We start from the raw sequence: 17,153 nt of genomic DNA, 5'->3' as shown, positions 1-17,153 counted from the left end.
CGGCATAATTGGTTCGGCTATGGAACCAGTCAGCCTGAGCGAGCGACTGGGCAGGTGGTCCTCGGGGCGCGGCCCGCTGGACGTGCTGCCGGCGGCGCGACTCCGCAGGCTGATCGACGACGGCGACCTGCCGCCGGGCATGCCCCTGCCGACCGATCGCGCCCTCGCCGCCGACCTCGGGTTCCCCGGTGAGGAGCGACCGCCCCCGCTGGCCGCTCACGCGAACGCCATCACGGTCGGCTCGCTCAGCAAGAGCGTGTGGAGTGGCCTGCGGATCGGCTGGATCCGCGCGTCCGAGACGGTCGTCGCCCTGTGCTGCCGGGGAACGGCCTCGACGCCTCCGGGGGAAGCCGGGACTTCGTGCGCATCCACTTCCTCGCCCCGCCGGACGACCTGACCGAAGCGGCAGGCCGTCTCGCGCACGCGTGGAACGGTTACGACCCGCTGAGGCGGGTCACCGCACCGGCGGCGATGGCGGTGCAGGGGCAGCGCGCTCGACGCTCCGTCATGGCCGGGTCGCCGGTACGGGACCGCGGACCTTGATCGGCGTATCACCACAGGACGGAGCAGCCTCAAGCCGCTACGACACCGGTTCCGTTTTCCGCACGCGCCGCATCGCCGCGGGTAGTCGTCCCAGGTCGATCGGGGTCACGTGCGGAATGCGGGACTAGCTGGTGACCGCGAGGGCGAGCGGCAGGACGGCAGGGGCTCCGGCGTGGCGCAGCATGGCCGCCCCCAGCGTCATGGTCCAGCCGGTGTCGACCCGGTCGTCGACCAGCAGGACCGGACCGCCCGCGGCGGCGACGGCCGCCCCCAGTGCGGCGGGCATGGCGAGGGTGGACCGGATGGCCTGGACCCGCTGAGCGCTGTTGAACTGCCGTCCCGGCCGGCCCGACCGGTAACCCAGATCACCCAGGTAGGACAGGCGTCCGACCTGGGCCAGCCGTTCGGCCAGGCTGCGGACCAGCTGGGGCCGGCTGCCCGAGGGCACCGCGACCACGCCGACCGGGCGCTGTGACCACTCCCAGGACGACAACACCTTGATCACAGCGGCGAAGACGTCGTCGGGGATCGGGCCGTCGGGGGCGCCGTCGGCGAGAAGGCCTCTCAGGCGGTTGCCCCAGCCGATGTCGGTGAGGCGGCCCAGGACCCTGCCGGGCTCGGCCCCCAGCTCGGGCTTGATCCGGCCCTTGAGGTCGGTCAGCCCTGTCGGCCACTGCTTGCGCGCCTCGATCTCCACTCCCGGCCGCTGCAGACGCTCGGCCGCGCGCTCCACGGCCCGCGCCTCGACCTCCGGCGAGCGGTGCGCCCCGGTGCAGTTGTCGCAGCGCCCGCACGGTTTGGCGGCGTCGTCGTCCAGGCGGTGGCGGAGGAACTCCTCGCGGCACCCGGTCGTGTCGAGGTAGTCGAGCATGGCCTTCTGCTCGGACTCGCGCTCGGCGGCGACCCGGGCGTAGCGGTCGGCGTCGTAGTCCCACGGCTCGCCGGTCGCCTCCCAGCCGCCCTTGACCCTGCGCACCGCGCCGTCCACGTCGAGGACCTTGAGCATGGTCTCCAGCCGGCTCCGGCTGAGGTCCACCCGGTTCTCCAAGGCGGCCGTGGACAGCACTCCCCCCTCCTCCAGGGCGGCGAGCACGGATCGCACGACCGGCTCGGACGGGAAGGCCAGCGACGCGAAGTAGGCCCAGATCTCGCGGTCCTCCGCACCGGGCAGCAGGATCACCTCGGCCCGTTCCACCCCACGACCGGCCCGGCCGACCTGCTGGTAGTAGGCCACGGGGGACGGCGGCGCGCCGATGTGAATGACAAAGCCGAGGTCGGGCTTGTCGTATCCCATCCCCAGCGCCGAGGTGGCGACCAACGCCTTGATCTTGTTGTCGAGCAGCGCCTGCTCGGCGGCGAGCCGCTCGGCCTGCTCGGTCTGCCCGGAGTAGGCGGCCACCTCGTGACCCTGCTCGCGCAGGTAGGCGGCGATCTCCTGGGCCGCGGCCACGGTGAGCGTGTAGATGATCCCCGAACCGGGGAGCTCGTGCAGCGTCTGGGCGAGCCAGGCCAGGCGCTGCTCGGCGCCGCGCAGGCGCACGACCCCGAGGTGGAGGCTCTCGCGCTCCAGCGCCCCGCGCAGGACGAGCGTCTCCTCGCCCATCTGCTCGGCGACGTCGCGGGTGACCCGGGCATTGGCCGTGGCGGTGGTGGCCAGGATCGGCACACCCTCCGAGAGCTCCTCGAACAGGGTGCGCAGCCGCCGGTAGTCCGGGCGGAAGTCGTGACCCCAGTCGGAGATGCAGTGCGCCTCGTCCACCACGATCAGGCCCGCGCTCTCGGCCAGCTCGGGCAGCACCTGGTCGCGGAAGTCGGGGTTGTTGAGCCGCTCGGGGCTGACCAGCAGCACGTCGATCGTGCCCTCGGCGACCTGGTTGTAGATCTGCTCCCAGTCTTCGGGATTGGCCGAGTTGATCGTCACCGCGTTGATCCCGGCCCGCTCGGCGGCGGCGATCTGGTTGCGCATCAGGGCCAGCAGCGGCGACACGATGACGGTCGGCCCCTCGCCCAGCTCGCGCAGGAGCGCGGTGGCGATGAAGTAGACGGCCGACTTGCCCCAGCCCGTGCGCTGCACCACGAGCACCCTGCTCCGGTCCATGACCAGCGCCTTGATGGCCGCCCACTGGTCCTCACGCAGCCGGGCGTGCTCCCCGGCGAGCGCGCGCAGTCGCTCTTCGGCCTCTTCTCGCAGCATCTGCTCTTCGCTCACCGGTCATTGGTACCAGGTCCCGGTGACTATTTCCCACGACTACGGTATGCGGAGGACGCGACGGCATCGCATGGGGTGATCCGGGCCGTTCCGGGCGAGGAGCCGCGTCTTCCGCCGGCCGCCCCTGTCTTCCGCCGGCCTTCGCGGGCCTTCGCGGGCCTTCGCGGGCCTTCGCGGGCCTTCGCGGGCCTTCGCGGGCCTTCGCGGGCCTTCGCGGGCCTTCGCGAGTCTTCGCGGGCACGGAGGGACCGGCCGAGTTCCGCGCCGTGGTTTGATGCATCTCATTATGGACGTCACCACCTGGTACCTCGAACAGACCTCACGCACCGACCTGCTCACCGCCAAGCAACCCTCGATCGAGATCGGCGTCGTGCTCTCCGAAGTGCCCTCGCCCGAGTTCAGCCGGTTCCTCTACACGGCCGTCGGCGGAGAATGGAACTGGACCAGTCGGCTACCGTGGACCTGGCAGAGGTGGGCGGACTGGCTGGACCGCGGCGTGGAGACCTGGGTGGCCTACCACCGCGGCACCCCGGCCGGATACGCCGAGTTGATGGCTCAGGACGACGCGACGGTTGAGATCACCTGTTTCGGCCTCCTGCCATGGGCGATCGGCAAGGGCGTGGGCGGGCACCTGCTCGAGTCCGTCACGGCCCGCGCCTGGGACATCGCCGGGCACCGGCCGGACCGGGAGCCGACCCGGCGGGTGTGGCTGCACACCTGCTCCCTCGACGGCCCGGTGGCGCTCGCCAACTACCAGGCACGTGGATTCCGGATCTACGACAGTAAGATGAATGTTCCCGGGGATCTGCACGAGGGCGCGACTCCCGGGCCCTGGCCCGGGGCCGGCCCGCGACCGGCTCGTGCGTCCGACGCCCCGTCCGATCGCCGATAGCCCGGGCGATGCGCCCGCGGACGGCCTCGAAGTGTCGGGTGCCCTGGGTATGGTATCGAGTCTCGGCATAATGTTCGGTCATTCCTTCCCGGCCTGACGCTCCTCCAGAGCCGACGGCTACGGCTACACCACGCAGACAGAAGGAGGATGCGCTTCCCCCCGGCTTGAAGGCCGAGGTGCCCGCGCAGGAAATCAGATGGCTCGACGGACGACCACACCCCCGACTGACGAGGGCTTCGAGGAGCGGATCGTCGACATCGACGTTTCCACCGAGATGCGCACCAGCTTCCTCGAATACGCATACTCGGTCATCTATCAGCGCGCGCTGCCCGATGCCAGGGACGGCCTCAAACCCGTACAGCGCCGCATCCTCTACTCCATGAGCGAGATGGGTCTGCGCCCCGACCGGGGGCACGTCAAATCCTCGCGAGTCGTCGGCGACGTGATGGGCAAGCTGCACCCGCACGGCGACACCGCCATCTACGACGCGCTGGTCCGCATGGCGCAGCCGTTCTCGATGCGGCTTCCGCTGATCGACGGGCACGGCAACTTCGGCTCCCCCGACGACCTGCCCGCCGCGATGCGCTACACCGAGGCCCGTCTGGCCGCCGCGGCCATGGCGATGGTGCAGTCGATCGACGAGGACACCGTCGACTTCAAGCCCAACTACGACGGCCAGGAGACCGAGCCCACGGTCATGCCGTCGGCTTTCCCGAACCTGCTGGTCAACGGGGCCACCGGCATCGCGGTCGGCATGGCGACCAACATGGCGCCGCACAACCTCGTCGAGGTCGTCGCCGCCGCACGTCACCTGATCAAGAAGCCTGACGCGACGCTCGACGACCTGATGCGGTTCGTGCCGGGGCCCGATCTGCCCACCGGTGGCACGATCATCGGCCTGGACGGCATCCGCGACGCGTACACCAAGGGGCGGGGCACCTTCCGGATGCGCGCCAAGTGCACCGTGGAGCAGGTGAGCCCGCGACGCAAGGGCATCATCGTCACCGAGTTGCCGTTCAACGTCGGCCCCGAGCGCGTGGTCACCAAGATCAGGGAGCTGGTCACCGCCAAGAAGCTCCAGGGCATCTCCGACCTCAAGGACCTCAGCGACCGGCACAAGGGCCTCAGCCTGGTCATCGAGATCAAGAACGGCTTCATCCCCGAGGCCGTGCTGGAGGAGCTCTACCGGCTGACGCCGATGGAGGAGACCTTCGGCATCAACAACGTGGCACTGGTCGACGGCCAGCCGCGCACGCTGGGCCTGCGCGAGTTGCTCCAGGTCTACGTGGACCACCGCATCAACGTGGTCCGCCGCCGCTCCTCCTACCGCCGCCGCAGGCGCGAGGAGCGTCTGCACCTGGTCGACGGCCTCGTCATCGCCCTGCTCAACATCGACGAGGTCATCCAGGTCATCCGTTCCTCGGAGAACTCCGCCCAGGCCCGCGAGCGCCTGATGGAGGTCTTCGAGCTCTCGGAGATCCAGGCCGGCTACATCCTCGACACCCCGCTGCGTCGCCTGACCCGCTTCGACAAGCTGGAGCTGGACAACGAGAAGCGCGTCCTGCAGGAGGAGATCGCCGACCTGACCGCGATCCTGTCGTCGGACGACAAGCTGCGCAAGGTCGTCTCCGACGAGCTCGCCCAGGTCTCCAAGACCTTCGGCACACCTCGCCGCACGGTGCTGCTGGAGTCCTCCGGCGTCACCAGGAACGCCACGGCGCCGCTGGAGGTGCCCGACGACCCGTGCCTGGTGCTGTTCTCCTCGACCGGCCTTCTGGCCCGCACCTCCGACGCCTCCTCGCTGGCCGGCGACGGTGAGCGCTCGTCCCACGACGTGCTGATCTCCGCGGTGAGAAGCACCGTCAGGGGCGAGGTGGGCGTGGTCACCAACCAGGGCCGGATGATCCGGGTCCAGGTGGTGGACCTGCCGACGCTGCCCCGGTCGGTCAACCCGCCGTCGCTGTCCGGCGGGCATCCCGTGTCCGAATACGTCACTTTCAACCCGGGCGAAACGGTCGTGGGCATCGGCTCGCTCGATCCCGACGGGCCCGGCCTGGCGCTGGGCACGGCACAGGGTGTGGTCAAGCGGGTCGTCCCCGACTACCCGGCCAACCGCGACGACTTCGAGGTCATCGGGCTCAAGGACGGCGACACGGTGGTGGGGGCGGTGGAGCTGACCAGCGAGGATCATGACCTGGTCTTCGTCACCTCCGAGGCCCAGCTCCTGCGCTACCCCGCCTCCATCGTCCGTCCGCAGGGCCGTCCGGCGGGCGGCATGGCGGGCATACGGCTCGACGGCGCCGCCACCGTGATCTGGTTCGGCGCGGTCGATCCCACGCGCGAGTCGCAGGTCGTGACGATCGCCGGATCCTCCACCGCACTGCCCGGCACCCAGATCGGCGGAGCCAAGATCTCCGACTTCACCGAATATCCGGCCAAGGGCCGGGGCACAGGCGGCGTGCGAGTCCAGCGGTTCCTCAAGGGCGAAGACGTGCTGCTGCTGGCCTGGGTGGGGCCGGGTCCGGCCCGCGCGGTCTCGGCCGTCGGCAAGCCCGTGCCGCTCCCCGAGGAGCTGGGCCGGCGTGACGGCTCCGGAGTCAGGCTCACCCACACCGTGGCGGCCATCGGCGGAGCCATCGGCGCCTTCGACGAACCCGCACAGGGCCCCGAGGCCTCACAAAGCCCTGAGATCGCTTAGGACCGTCAATCCACGCAGAGGCAGAACGGATGCCCGGCCGGGTCGAGAAAGACGCGGAAACCGTCCTTCTCGCCCGGCTGGTACGGGTGTTTGGTCGCACCCAGCGCCACCGTGGCCCCTTCGGCCTCATCGAGGTCGTCCACGGTGAGGTCGAGGTGAAACTGCTGGGGCCGGTCGGCGCCGGGCCAGACGGGCGGCCGGTGGTCCGGAACCAGCTGGAAGCAGAGCCTTCCCGAGCTCCCATCGGAGATCACCACCCAGTCGTCCTCGACGACGGTGATCTCCCAGCCCAGAAGCGCGCCGTAGAAGGCGGCCAGGAGTTTGGGGTCGGGGCAGTCAAGAACGACCGACCGCATGCGAGCGATTGCCATGATTCCTCCACGTTGTGACACCACCAAAAAGCTTATGACGGTGTCACCGGAAGTCTCAACCACATTTCGCGCCGGTCGGCTCAGAGCACAGAACGCCTTGGCTCGGGGGCGCACGGAGACACCCGCCCCGGCGTCGCGGGTGCGGCCCTCACCCGATCACGTCAGTGCGCCCTGGAGCGCGGACCGGATCGTCATCAGCAACTGCCAGGGCTCACCGGACCCCCAGAGGCGGACGAGCCGGGCGACCTGCTCGGTCGGCTGGAACTCCTCACAGCCGTGCGGCCCAAAACACCCCGCCTCCACGAGGGCGACCACGAACAGGTCATCCTCGGCCAGCGAGCGGGCGTAGACCGCCGCGTCGAAGAGGGCCAGCGCGAAACGGGCGTTGCGCCCCCCGTCTCCGGCCTCCACCCGGTCCAGCTTTCGTCTGCCCTGGTCACGCAGATAGTCGGCCAGGGATTCGGTCCTGCTCATGACCCTCTTCACACTCCAGCACCTCGCGTCACAGAATCATCACTCACGGCGAACATCGGCAGTGGAGGCTTCACGGAGGCATTGCGTAAAGAGGACCCGGAGATTTTCATGAAACGGGCATACTGGATTATTGGTCTCGCCAATCCCGCTGACCGATGAGGTGCCCACGTGAATGTCTTCGACGACCTGCTGGCGGCCAACGACGACTTCTCCGCCGCATTCACCGACGCGGAGCTGACCGGGAAGGCAGCCCGTGGCCTAGCGGTGGTGACCTGCATGGATTCGCGGATCGATCCGCTGGGGCTGTTCGGCCTGAAGGCCGGCGACGCCAAGATCCTGCGTAACGCCGGAGCCCGGGTGACCGACGACGTCCTGCGGACGCTCGTCCTGGCCGTCTACCTGCTGGGCGTGAAACGCGTTCTGGTCATGCCGCACACCGACTGCGGCATGTCGAAGGCCACCGACGAGGACGTGCACGAGCTCGCCGCCCAGCACGGCGTCGACACCCGGAGCCTGGAGTTTCACACCGTCCCGGATCAGAACGCCGCCCTGCTTCACGACCTCCGGCGCATCGGGACCAGCCCGTTCCTGCCCGCGGACCTGCCCGTGGGCGGCGCGATCTACGACGTGCGCACCGGAAAGCTGATGCCGATCACGATGTGGACGGAGCACGAGCACGCCCCCGAGCTCGACGAGCCGGGGGTATGACCCGCTAGGCGTCGATGTGGTCGCGGTCGACCTCGGCCGCGCTGCCCACGATGAACTCCCTGCGCGGGGCCACGTCACTGCCCATCAGGAGATCGAAGATCCGCTCGGCTTCCTGGATGTCCTCGATCTGGACCCGGCGGAGGGTCCGGTGCCGAGGCTCCATGGTCGTCTCGGCCAGTTGGTCGGCGTCCATCTCGCCCAGGCCCTTGTAGCGCTGGACCGGGTCCTTCCAGCGCTTGCCCCGGCGCTCCAGGTCGCGCAGGACCCGGTGCAGCTCGGCGTCGGAGTAGCAGTAGACGTATTTGCTCTGCCCTCGGCCGGGGTTGGTGATCTCGATCCGATGCAGCGGCGGGACGGCGGCGAAGACCCGACCGGCCTCGACCATCGGCCTCATGTAGCGGTGGAACAGGGTGAGCAGCAGACAGCGGATGTGGGCGCCGTCGACGTCGGCGTCGGCCATCAGGATGACCTTGCCGTAGCGGGCCGCCTCGATGTCGAAGGAACGGCCGGAACCCGCGCCGATGACCTGGATGATCGCGGCACACTCGGTGTTCTTGAGCATGTCGGCGACGGACGCCTTCTGCACGTTCAGGATCTTGCCGCGGATCGGCAGCAGCGCCTGGAACTCGGAGTCGCGGGCCGCGCGGGCGGTGCCCAGCGCCGAGTCACCCTCGACGATGAACAGCTCGCTGCGGTCCACCTCGTCGCTGCGGCAGTCGACCAGCTTGGCCGGGAGCGCGGAGTTCTCCAGGGCGGTCTTGCGCCGCTGGTTGTCACGGTGCTCACGAGCGGCGATGCGGGCCTTGGCCGCCGCGGCGATCTTCTCCAAGACCGCGCGCAGCTGCTGCTTGGCGCCGCGCGGCATGTTGGTGAACAGCTCCTTGAGCTCACGCGAGACGACGTGAGCGACGATCCTGGAGGCCGCCGAGGTGCCCAGGACCTCCTTGGTCTGCCCCTCGAACTGCGGCTCGGGCACTCGGACGGTCACCACTCCGGTGAGGCCCTCCATGATGTCCTCGCGGGTGACCGGGGCGTCGCCGTTCTTCAGCAGACGGGTCTCACGCAACTGCTCGTTCAGGGTGCGGACGAGGGCCCGCTCGAAGCCGTTGATGTGAGTGCCGCCCTTGGGAGTGGCGATCACGTTGACGAAGGACCGGATGGTGCTGTCGTAGCCCTTGCCCCAGCGCAGCGCGACGTCCACGGTGAGCTCGCGCTGGACCTCTGTGGCGGTCATGTGCCCGAGGTCGTCGAGGACCGGCACGGTCTCGTGGAAGTGGCCGAAGCCCTGCAGGCGCACCACGTCGCAGACCGCCTCGTCGCGGGCGAGGAACTCGGTGAACTCCGAGATGCCGCCGTCGAAGTGGAACTCCTCCTCGACGGCCTCCTCGCCGCGGCTGTCGCGCACGGCCAGGGTCAGGCCGGGGACCAGGAACGCCGTCTGGCGGAGGCGGACGTGGATCTCGTCGAGGGACACCTCGGCGTCGGGCAGGAAGATCTGGCGGTCCGCCCAGAAGCGGACGCGGGTGCCCGTGACCTTGCGGGCGAGCTTGCCGCCGTCGCGCAGTCCGGACTTCTTCTTGAACTTGGCCGTGGACCCGTCGCCGTCGAAGACGCCGGGGACACCCCGGCGGAAGCTGATCTCGTGGGTCTGGCCGCCGCGGTCGACCTCGACGTCCAGCCGCGAGGACAGGGCGTTGACCACGGAGGCGCCGACGCCGTGCAGGCCGCCGGAGGCGCCGTAGGAGCCGCCTCCGAACTTTCCGCCGGCGTGGAGCTTGGTGTAGACGAGCTCGACTCCCGCCAGGCCGCTCTTGGGCTCGATGTCCACCGGGATGCCGCGGCCGTTGTCGCGGACCTCGATCGAACCGTCGGCGTGGAGCTCGACCTCGATGCGGTCGCAGTGGCCGGCCAGGGCCTCGTCGACCCCGTTGTCCACGATCTCCCAGAGGCAGTGCATGAGGCCACGGCTGTCGGTGGACCCGATGTACATGCCCGGGCGCTTGCGAACGGCTTCGAGACCCTCCAGCACCGACAGATGACGAGCCGTATAACCCGCCTCCGCGCTAACTGCGGTCACAGCCACTCCCACTCTGCTCGAACACGTGTGCGCAGCTTACCGTTCTTCCCGCCGCTGCGCGTACAAGCTTGCCATCAGGTGGCCAACAGTGTTACATCCGGCGCGATCACCCTTACCTTCGGGTGCTTTCCGCTCTGGGCGTAGTGGGGGGTCGGTTGGGAACGTTCGTATCGGGTTAGATGTTCTCTCAAGTGACTGACGCCCGATCCTCCACTTGGGGATGACCTGAAAGGCGATACGTGACTGGAACTCTCGCCCCCGCCAAGCAGCTGACGGCCGCGGACCGCTGCGACCGGTGCGGCGCCCAGGCCTACATCCGCGCGACCCTGCCCATAGGTGGGGAGCTGCTGTTCTGCGCCCACCACGGGCGGCAGCACGTAGCCGTGCTGAGAGACAAGGGCGCCAACATCCAGGACGAGTCTGCGCGCCTCAGCAGCACCCCCTCAAAGGCGACCAACGATGAACGATGAATAGGTAGGTGCAGGAGTCATCGGATCCGGTAGCGATACCGGCCCGACACCGTGAAACCCCTGCTCGTAGAGCGACCGGATCGCGGTGTTCGCCTCCACCATGACTGAATATGCCCGCCACGTACCCTGCCCTCGCGCCTGCGAGAGCAGGGCACATAATTTTTTCGTCCATGGCCAGGTGTCGCGCGCGCGGCACCACGGCCATCGAACGACTCCCTGACCGCCCACCCCCGACCCACGCCCCCTACGGCCTCCTGGCCGGGTGAGGCGCGGACGGCGGGCACAGCCGGTGGGGATGTGCGGCCGCCCTCAGGCCGTCGTCGCCAAACCTCCCGCCGTCGGCGAGTCTTCCGCCCACGCCCTCCAGCGGGCGCCGATCCATGTCCACGAGGGCGTCTCAGCGCACTCGGCACCTTCGGCGACGTCTCCCGAATGCCTCTCGACGGCGCTGTCACACCGGCGCCGTGCGCACGACCCGCCCCTCCGTGCCCTCACGCCCCATTCCCACGGGCCCATCGGTCAATCCTCGACCGACAAAACGGTTCAAAATCTCGTTGACCATGCCGAGAGGATCCCGGTCTCCGCCCGCCGCACGGCGCTCGGCGACCGCGCCGGGCCCCGGTCTCCGCTCACCGCACTACGCTCGGCGACTGTGCTGATTGTTCTTCCTCCATCGGAGGGAAAGGCCGCGCTGGGCGACGGCCCCGCCCTTGACCTGCCCCGACTGAGTTTCCCTTCCCTGAACGCGTCGCGTGAGGCCGTTCTGGGCGCGCTCGACACGTTGTGCGACGGCCCCGAGGCTCACCTCGTTCTCGGGTTGTCACCGGGACAACTCGGCGAGATCGGCAAGAACCAGGCTCTGCGGACCGCCCCCACGCTGAAGGCCGCCGATCTCTACACCGGCGTGCTCTACGACAATCTCGCCCTGGCCTCCCTGTCCCCCGAGGCGGCGGGACGTGCGGCGGAGAGCCTGTTGATCTTCTCCGGGCTCTGGGGTCTGCTGCGGATCACCGACCGGGTGCCGCCGTACCGGCTCTCCATGGGCGTGAGGCTGCCGCCGCTCGGCGGGCTGGGCGCCTACTGGCGCCGGTCGATCACCCCGGTCCTTGACGCCGAGCCCGGCCTGGTCGTGGACCTGCGCTCCAGCACCTACGCCGCGGCGTGGCGACCTCGCGGCCGGGCGGTGGCGGTGCGGGTGCTCAGGGACGGCAAGGTCGTCAGCCACATGGCCAAGGCCACTCGCGGCGTGATCGCCCGCTCCCTGCTGGAGGCGGACACCGACCCCCAGACTCCCGAGGAACTCGTCAAGATCCTGGACCATCTGGGCCACGCCGTCGCCCTCGAAACCTCGCCGGGTACCGGAGAGTCATGGATTCTCAGCGTCAAAGTGTGACATATAACGCATTGATCAAAACCATGGAAATGTACGGTGGTGATCACGTCTTCTCGGTGTCGCCGCATGGGACGACCTCCCGAGTACGTTCACCCCGGGACGACGTTGAGCCGCCCACAGGCCCGCAGAAACTGCTGAGCCGGGTCGCCGAGGTAGCTCCACGGCAGCCGGCTCACCCTGCCCCCGGTCCGCATGAGATGTCCGCGTGCGGGCCGCCGCAGGTCAGTCAGGTAGAAGGCCGCTCCGAACAGGTTGTGGGCCTCCACCGCCCGCGGATGCCCGTCCCCGCCCAGCCAGCGACCCGCGTGTGAGACGACCTCACGCAGCGCCTCGTCCGAGAACCAGCCGCTCCGCGACATCGGCGAGCGCTCCGCCGCCACGTGCTCGAAGTGTGCCAGCGGCAGCAGAGCGGGCATCGGGTCACCGTCCGGCGCCTGCGAGACGGCTTCCCTGACGAATTTCAGCATTTCCTGGGAGCTACCTCCCCAGGCGGGAGAGAGCGTCATCAGCCGGGCCACATTGGCCGGAAAGAGCGTCGGATACCGGCGAACGGCCTCAAACCAGGCCGCGTCCTTCTCCTGGCGCGGGCGGTCGAGGCCGAGGAAGAGCCACATCATCGATTCCCAGGGCACCGGATCGGCCGGTGCGAGCGCCACCGCGGTGAGAAGCGGCAGCCTGGCCGACTCCATCGCCTGTTGAAAGGCCCGCAGCCGCTGTGCCTGCACGGCTCGCGCCCTCACATCCGGTTTGAGCGCCCAGGCCTCCTCGATGCGGGTACGGCCCAGCCACAGCCAGAGATCGGGATTGGACCGGTCACGGCTTGTCAGCGCCTCGATGCTCCGGCTCCAGCCCACGGACGCCTTGGCCAGTGCCTCGACCCTGAGCGCCCGGCTCTCCGGATACCCACGTGTCACCCCGAGCACGGCCGTCCCGGCCTCGAAAACCTTCCGGCGCACCGCGCTGACCGCGTCGTCGAGCACCGTGTCCGCCCACGGACGATCGATGATCGCCCGCGGCCCCCGGGCGCGAATCCTGTCCGTTTCGGCCACACCCATGAGGCGCGAGCCTAGGTGCCCGCCTCACGTTCCGTGCTACCGAATCGTTACAGCCGCGTTAACGGCAGCGGGGCCCACACCGGTTGGTGTGGGCCCCGCCGTCGTTACCTCTCAGTCCAGGTAGTCGCGCAGAACCTGGGACCGGGACGGGTGGCGAAGCTTGGACATGGTCTTGGACTCGATCTGCCGGATGCGCTCGCGCGTCACCCCGTAGACCTTGCCGATCTCGTCGAGCGTCTTGGGCTGACCGTCGGTGAGACCGAAGCGCATCGAGACCACACCCGCCTCACGTTCGGACAGCGTGTCCAGAACGGAGTGGAGCTGCTCCTGCAGGAGTGTGAAACTGACCGCGTCGGCCGGGACGATCGCCTCGGAGTCTTCGATGAGGTCACCGAACTCGCTGTCGCCCTCCTCACCCAGAGGGGTGTGCAGGGAGATCGGCTCACGGCCGTACTTCTGGACCTCGACGACCTTCTCGGGGGTCATGTCGAGCTCGCGGGCCAACTCCTCGGGAGTGGGCTCGCGACCGAGGTCCTGCAGCATCTGCCGCTGGACCCGGGCCAGCTTGTTGATCACTTCGACCATGTGGACCGGGATGCGGATGGTCCGCGCCTGGTCGGCCATGGCGCGGGTGATCGCCTGCCGGATCCACCAGGTGGCGTAGGTGGAGAACTTGTAACCCTTGGTGTAGTCGAACTTCTCGACCGCACGGATCAGGCCCAGGTTGCCCTCCTGGATCAGGTCCAGGAAGAGCATGCCACGGCCGGTGTAGCGCTTGGCCAGCGAGACCACGAGGCGGAGGTTGGCCTCCAGCAGGTGGTTCTTGGCCCGGCGGCCGTCCTCGGCGATCCACTCCAGCTCGGCGCGGACGTCGACCGGAAGCTTCTCGCCGTCGGTGCCGAGCTGCTCCTCGGCGAACAGGCCGGCCTCGATGCGCTTGGCGAGCTCGACCTCCTGCTCGGCGTTGAGCAGCGGAACCTTGCCGATCTGCTTGAGGTAGTCCTTGACCGGGTCGGCCGTGGCACCGGCGGCGGCGACCTGCGGCACAGGAGCGTCGTCGTCATCGTCGGAGAGGATGAGGACCTCGTCCTCGTTCTGCTCGACGACCACGACCTTGGGCGACTCCTCGGCCTCGACCTCGGCCTCGATCTCCACTTCGACCTCGACCTCGACCTCGGTCACGGCCTCAAGGTCGAAGTCTTCGAGCTCGACATCCTCAAGCTCGACATCTTCGTCGTCCTCACCCAGGGCCGACTTCGGCTTCGGGTCGGGCTTCGGGGCAGCCGCCTCGGGCCCGGCCTTCTTCGGCGGGGCGGGGATCGGCTTCTTGGCGGCCGGGGCGATCTTCTTGGCCGGGGCCGCCGGCTTCTTGGCCGCGGGCACGGGCTCGGAGCCGCTGACGACCGCGGTGACGGTCTCCGGCTGCTCCTTGGCCGCCGCGGCGGTCTTGGTCTTCTTAACTGTGGCGGGAACGGCGGGGGCACGGCGCTTGGTCGAAGTCCGGGACTTCTTGGGAGCCGCGGAGTCCTCAGCGGTCAGTCTTACCGTGATGCCCTCTTTGCTGAGGCTGCGCAGTATTCCAGCGACCTGCGCCATCGGAATGTCCGCTTCCTCGACGGCCTTGCGGACATCCTCGGACTCGAGGAACCCCTGCGAGCGCCCCCGCTCCATCAGCTGCTGAATGACGGGCTCGTTCAGCTCGGATGGCTTCGAGCGAGTCGAACTTGCAGGCGACACGAACACCTCTCGAAGGAAAGCGTGACGAGAATGGACCCAGATGCCCAACTAGGGGCAGTTAGCTCTAGTTGTTATTAGCGAGGCCGCGCGAACCGCGACGCACCTGTCCAGCATTGTGGCATGACACCGTGGTCCATACGGCCGCCTCCTGGCGGTTGTCCTCCACCCTAGGCCGACCCAGAGAGTAGTGCGTACGTAAGCGAGGCACCGATACCCGAAAGCAACCGTTATGACTGATTCATTCAGTCACTCTTCGTGGCTGGAGGAACATGAATCGCAAGCACCGTGACGTCATCATCCTGCTCATATCCCGACAGCATCCTGTCAACCAGGAAATCCAGCAACATATGAGGGCTTCCGACGACTTCGGGTGGCGCTTCGGTCACAACAGAGCAAAGTTCAGCCAGCCCGGCATCGAGCCCACGCTTCCGGTTCTCCACCAGACCATCCGAATACAGGACAGCCGTGTGGCCAGGCGGAACGCAGAACCGGAACTGCCTGCGGCTCGTGGGCCAGCCGAGCGGCGTGCCCGGCTCGCCGTCGCACAGCAGCGGCACACCCTGAGGTGAGACCAGCAGGGGCGGCGGGTGACCGGCCAGCGCCAGCGTGCCCTCTCCGCTGCCTGGCTCGACCACCATGTAGGCGAGGGTGGTGACCTGCTCCTCCTCCTCGGTGGCCTCGAAAACCCGGTCCAGGCCGGTGAGGACCGCCGCCGGCGGCGGATTGGTCAGCGCCAGGGCCCGCATGGCGTTGCGGATCCTGCCCATCCCGGCCGCGGCCTTGACGCCCTTGCCCATGACGTCGCCGACCACCGCCGCGACCCTGCCGTCCTGCAGCACGAACGCGTCGTACCAGTCGCCGCCGACCTGCACGTGGCGGCTTCCTGAGCGGAAGCGCTGAGCCAGCACCAGGCCGCGCACCACCGGGAGGCGATCGGGCAGCAGGCTGCGCTGGAGCGTCTCGGCGGTGCGATGCTCCCGCTCGAACAGGGTGGCCCGCTCCACGGCCAGGGCGCACTGCCCGGCGAGCGCCTCCAGGAAGACGCCGTCTTCCTGGGAGATCTTCTGAGGTCTGGTGAAGGAGAAGCGCAGCGCGCCGAGCGCGCGCCCCGCGGCCAGCAACGGCAGGCCCACCCAGGCCCGCTCGTCGCTGTGGGCGAGGAAGCTCGTGATGGCCTCCTCCTCGCCTCCCGCGTCCACGAGCTGGGATCTCAGGCTCTCGGGCGACTCGGCGAAGACCGGGCGGCGGCTGTTCACCGCCATGGTCATCACACTGGAGTGCGACAGCGGGATCTCCTCGCCCGGCGCGCCGGGCATATCCGGGATGCCTCCGCTGTTCACCAGCTTCAGTGCGGCCCGATCGATGTCGAGCAGCGCCACGGCCGACCGGTCGGCCGCCAGCGCCGTACGGCCCACGTCGATGATGACCTGGACGACCTGCTCGACGGTGAGCGCCTCGGCGAGTATCGCCGTGGCGCCCTGGAGCCGTGCGGTCCGCAGGGCCGCGGCTCCGAGCTGATCGGTCAACCGGCCGCGCATCTCCTCGGCCTCGCGCTGCGGGGTGACGTCGGTGTTCGCGCCCACCCACTCGACCACCCGGCCGTGCCGGATGATCGGGACCGCGTGCACCTCGAAGTGGCGGTAGCCGCTGGAGCGGGTGCGGACCCGGTAGCTCCACTCGAACATGGTCCGGCCGCGCAGCGCGTCGCGCCAGGCCTCCTCGGTGTGCGGGCGGTCGTCGGGGTGAACGGCCTCCAGCCAGCCGTGAGCGAGATATTCCTCAAGGCCCTGGCCGGTGATGGCGCGCCACTGCGGCGCGTCCTCCAGGACGGCCCCGGTCGGCGCGGTGATCCACACGAGCTGGGACTGGGCCTCGACCAGCGAGCGGTAGCGCTCCTCGCTGCGCCGCAGGTCCTCTTCGACCTGCCTGCTGTCGGTGATGTCCACGCCGATGAGGCAGATCGCACAGAGCGCGCCCTTTTCGTCGTGGACCGGCGAGAACGTCAGCGACCAGTGATGGGTCTCCCCGTCAGTCGTGCGCACCCGGATCCGCTGGTCGCCCTCGACCTGGGCGCCCTCGGCGATGCCGCGGACCGAACCCTCGATGAGCGCCGTGAGATCGGCGGAGAGCAGCTCGCCGGGAGCCTTTCCGACCAGACGCTCGGCGGAGAGCCCCACCACGTCGGCGAAGACCTCGTCGACCCGCTGGAAACGGCCGGAGGGATCGAAGAACGCGAAGGCGAACGGTGACTGCGACAGCAAGCCCTGTAACAGGCCGGAGTCTGAGATGTCCACACCCGACTCCCGGGGACGGGGCACGGAGGTTTCGGCGCTCATGGTCGGCACCTCCGTCGCGTGCCAGGGTCTCCCACGAGGCACATCTCCAAACTTGCGAATTGGCGTAGCGCGGCTCCGGGGGACCGGATCCTGCAGTACATCATCAGCGATGGGTGTGTGCGGACGGAAGCCCCGCCCATGATGAGGTCGGCGCATCCCTCGAACGTCTCCGGTCCGGGGTCCGGGGGCT

13 protein-coding genes are annotated in these 17,153 nt (G+C 69.0%); 6 read left to right on the top strand and 7 right to left on the bottom strand.

The genetic code is table 11. The annotated features are described in order from the left end of the window. The first annotated feature begins 19 nt into the window (after positions 1-19). Positions 20-397, top strand: coding sequence for a hypothetical protein (locus J2853_RS00625; RefSeq protein WP_307553798.1), 378 nt, complete (start codon positions 20-22; stop codon positions 395-397). 270 nt (positions 398-667) lie between these two features. Here the strand turns inward: J2853_RS00625 and J2853_RS00620 are convergent, their stop codons facing one another. Then, the gene (locus J2853_RS00620) at positions 668-2,737 is read right to left on the bottom strand and encodes a RecQ family ATP-dependent DNA helicase (RefSeq protein WP_307568545.1); all 2,070 of its coding nucleotides are present in this window, start codon (positions 2,735-2,737) and stop codon (positions 668-670) included. A gap of 289 nt (positions 2,738-3,026) precedes the next feature. Here J2853_RS00620 and J2853_RS00615 point away from each other — a divergent pair, with 289 nt between their 5' ends. Beyond that, positions 3,027-3,644 (top strand): GNAT family N-acetyltransferase, encoded by a 618-nt coding sequence (locus J2853_RS00615; protein WP_307553796.1) that lies wholly within the window; start codon positions 3,027-3,029, stop codon positions 3,642-3,644. Between the two features lie 196 nt (positions 3,645-3,840). After that, positions 3,841-6,342 (top strand): DNA gyrase/topoisomerase IV subunit A, encoded by a 2,502-nt coding sequence (locus J2853_RS00610; protein ID WP_307553794.1) that lies wholly within the window; start codon positions 3,841-3,843, stop codon positions 6,340-6,342. Positions 6,343-6,347: 5 nt separating this feature from the next. Here J2853_RS00610 and J2853_RS00605 read toward each other — a convergent pair whose 3' ends face one another. Beyond that, positions 6,348-6,713: a VOC family protein gene (locus tag J2853_RS00605; protein WP_307553792.1), complete on the bottom strand. Its 366-nt coding sequence runs from the start codon at positions 6,711-6,713 to the stop codon at positions 6,348-6,350. A 156-nt stretch (positions 6,714-6,869) separates the two neighbouring features. Next, positions 6,870-7,187, bottom strand: a complete 318-nt coding sequence (locus J2853_RS00600; RefSeq protein ID WP_307553790.1) for a hypothetical protein — start codon at positions 7,185-7,187, stop codon at positions 6,870-6,872. Positions 7,188-7,355: 168 nt separating this feature from the next. Between J2853_RS00600 and J2853_RS00595 the strand changes: the two genes are divergently transcribed. Next, complete coding sequence (locus tag J2853_RS00595) at positions 7,356-7,895, top strand: beta-class carbonic anhydrase (RefSeq protein WP_307553788.1); 540 nt, start codon at positions 7,356-7,358, stop codon at positions 7,893-7,895. 4 nt (positions 7,896-7,899) lie between these two features. Here the strand turns inward: J2853_RS00595 and J2853_RS00590 are convergent, their stop codons facing one another. After that, on the bottom strand, positions 7,900-9,972 hold the full coding sequence (locus tag J2853_RS00590) for a DNA gyrase/topoisomerase IV subunit B (RefSeq protein ID WP_307553786.1): 2,073 nt from the start codon (positions 9,970-9,972) through the stop codon (positions 7,900-7,902). A 239-nt stretch (positions 9,973-10,211) separates the two neighbouring features. On the opposite strand from J2853_RS00590, the gene J2853_RS00585 reads away from it, so the two are divergent. Together J2853_RS00585 and yaaA are read left to right on the top strand one after the other, a co-directional pair. Beyond that, entirely contained in the window at positions 10,212-10,442 is a 231-nt protein-coding gene (locus J2853_RS00585) for a DUF7455 domain-containing protein (protein ID WP_307553784.1), read from the top strand. A gap of 652 nt (positions 10,443-11,094) precedes the next feature. Further along, on the top strand, positions 11,095-11,835 hold the full coding sequence (gene yaaA, locus J2853_RS00580) for a peroxide stress protein YaaA (RefSeq protein WP_307553782.1): 741 nt from the start codon (positions 11,095-11,097) through the stop codon (positions 11,833-11,835). Positions 11,836-11,924: 89 nt separating this feature from the next. Here the strand turns inward: yaaA and J2853_RS00575 are convergent, their stop codons facing one another. The 3 genes from J2853_RS00575 to J2853_RS00565 all read right to left on the bottom strand — a co-directional run bounded on the left by J2853_RS00575 (position 11,925) and on the right by J2853_RS00565 (position 16,963). Further along, on the bottom strand, positions 11,925-12,890 hold the full coding sequence (locus tag J2853_RS00575) for a hypothetical protein (RefSeq protein WP_307553780.1): 966 nt from the start codon (positions 12,888-12,890) through the stop codon (positions 11,925-11,927). Between the two features lie 111 nt (positions 12,891-13,001). Further along, a complete protein-coding gene (locus J2853_RS00570; RefSeq protein ID WP_307553778.1) occupies positions 13,002-14,627 on the bottom strand; it encodes an RNA polymerase sigma factor in 1,626 nt (541 codons plus the stop codon). A gap of 242 nt (positions 14,628-14,869) precedes the next feature. Continuing rightward, positions 14,870-16,963: a SpoIIE family protein phosphatase gene (locus tag J2853_RS00565; protein WP_307553776.1), complete on the bottom strand. Its 2,094-nt coding sequence runs from the start codon at positions 16,961-16,963 to the stop codon at positions 14,870-14,872. Positions 16,964-17,153 lie beyond the last annotated feature (190 nt).

Source organism: Streptosporangium lutulentum (assembly GCF_030811455.1).
GTDB classification, from domain to species: Bacteria; Actinomycetota; Actinomycetes; order Streptosporangiales; family Streptosporangiaceae; genus Streptosporangium; species Streptosporangium lutulentum.
This window is presented reverse-complemented; position numbering and strand designations above follow the sequence as displayed.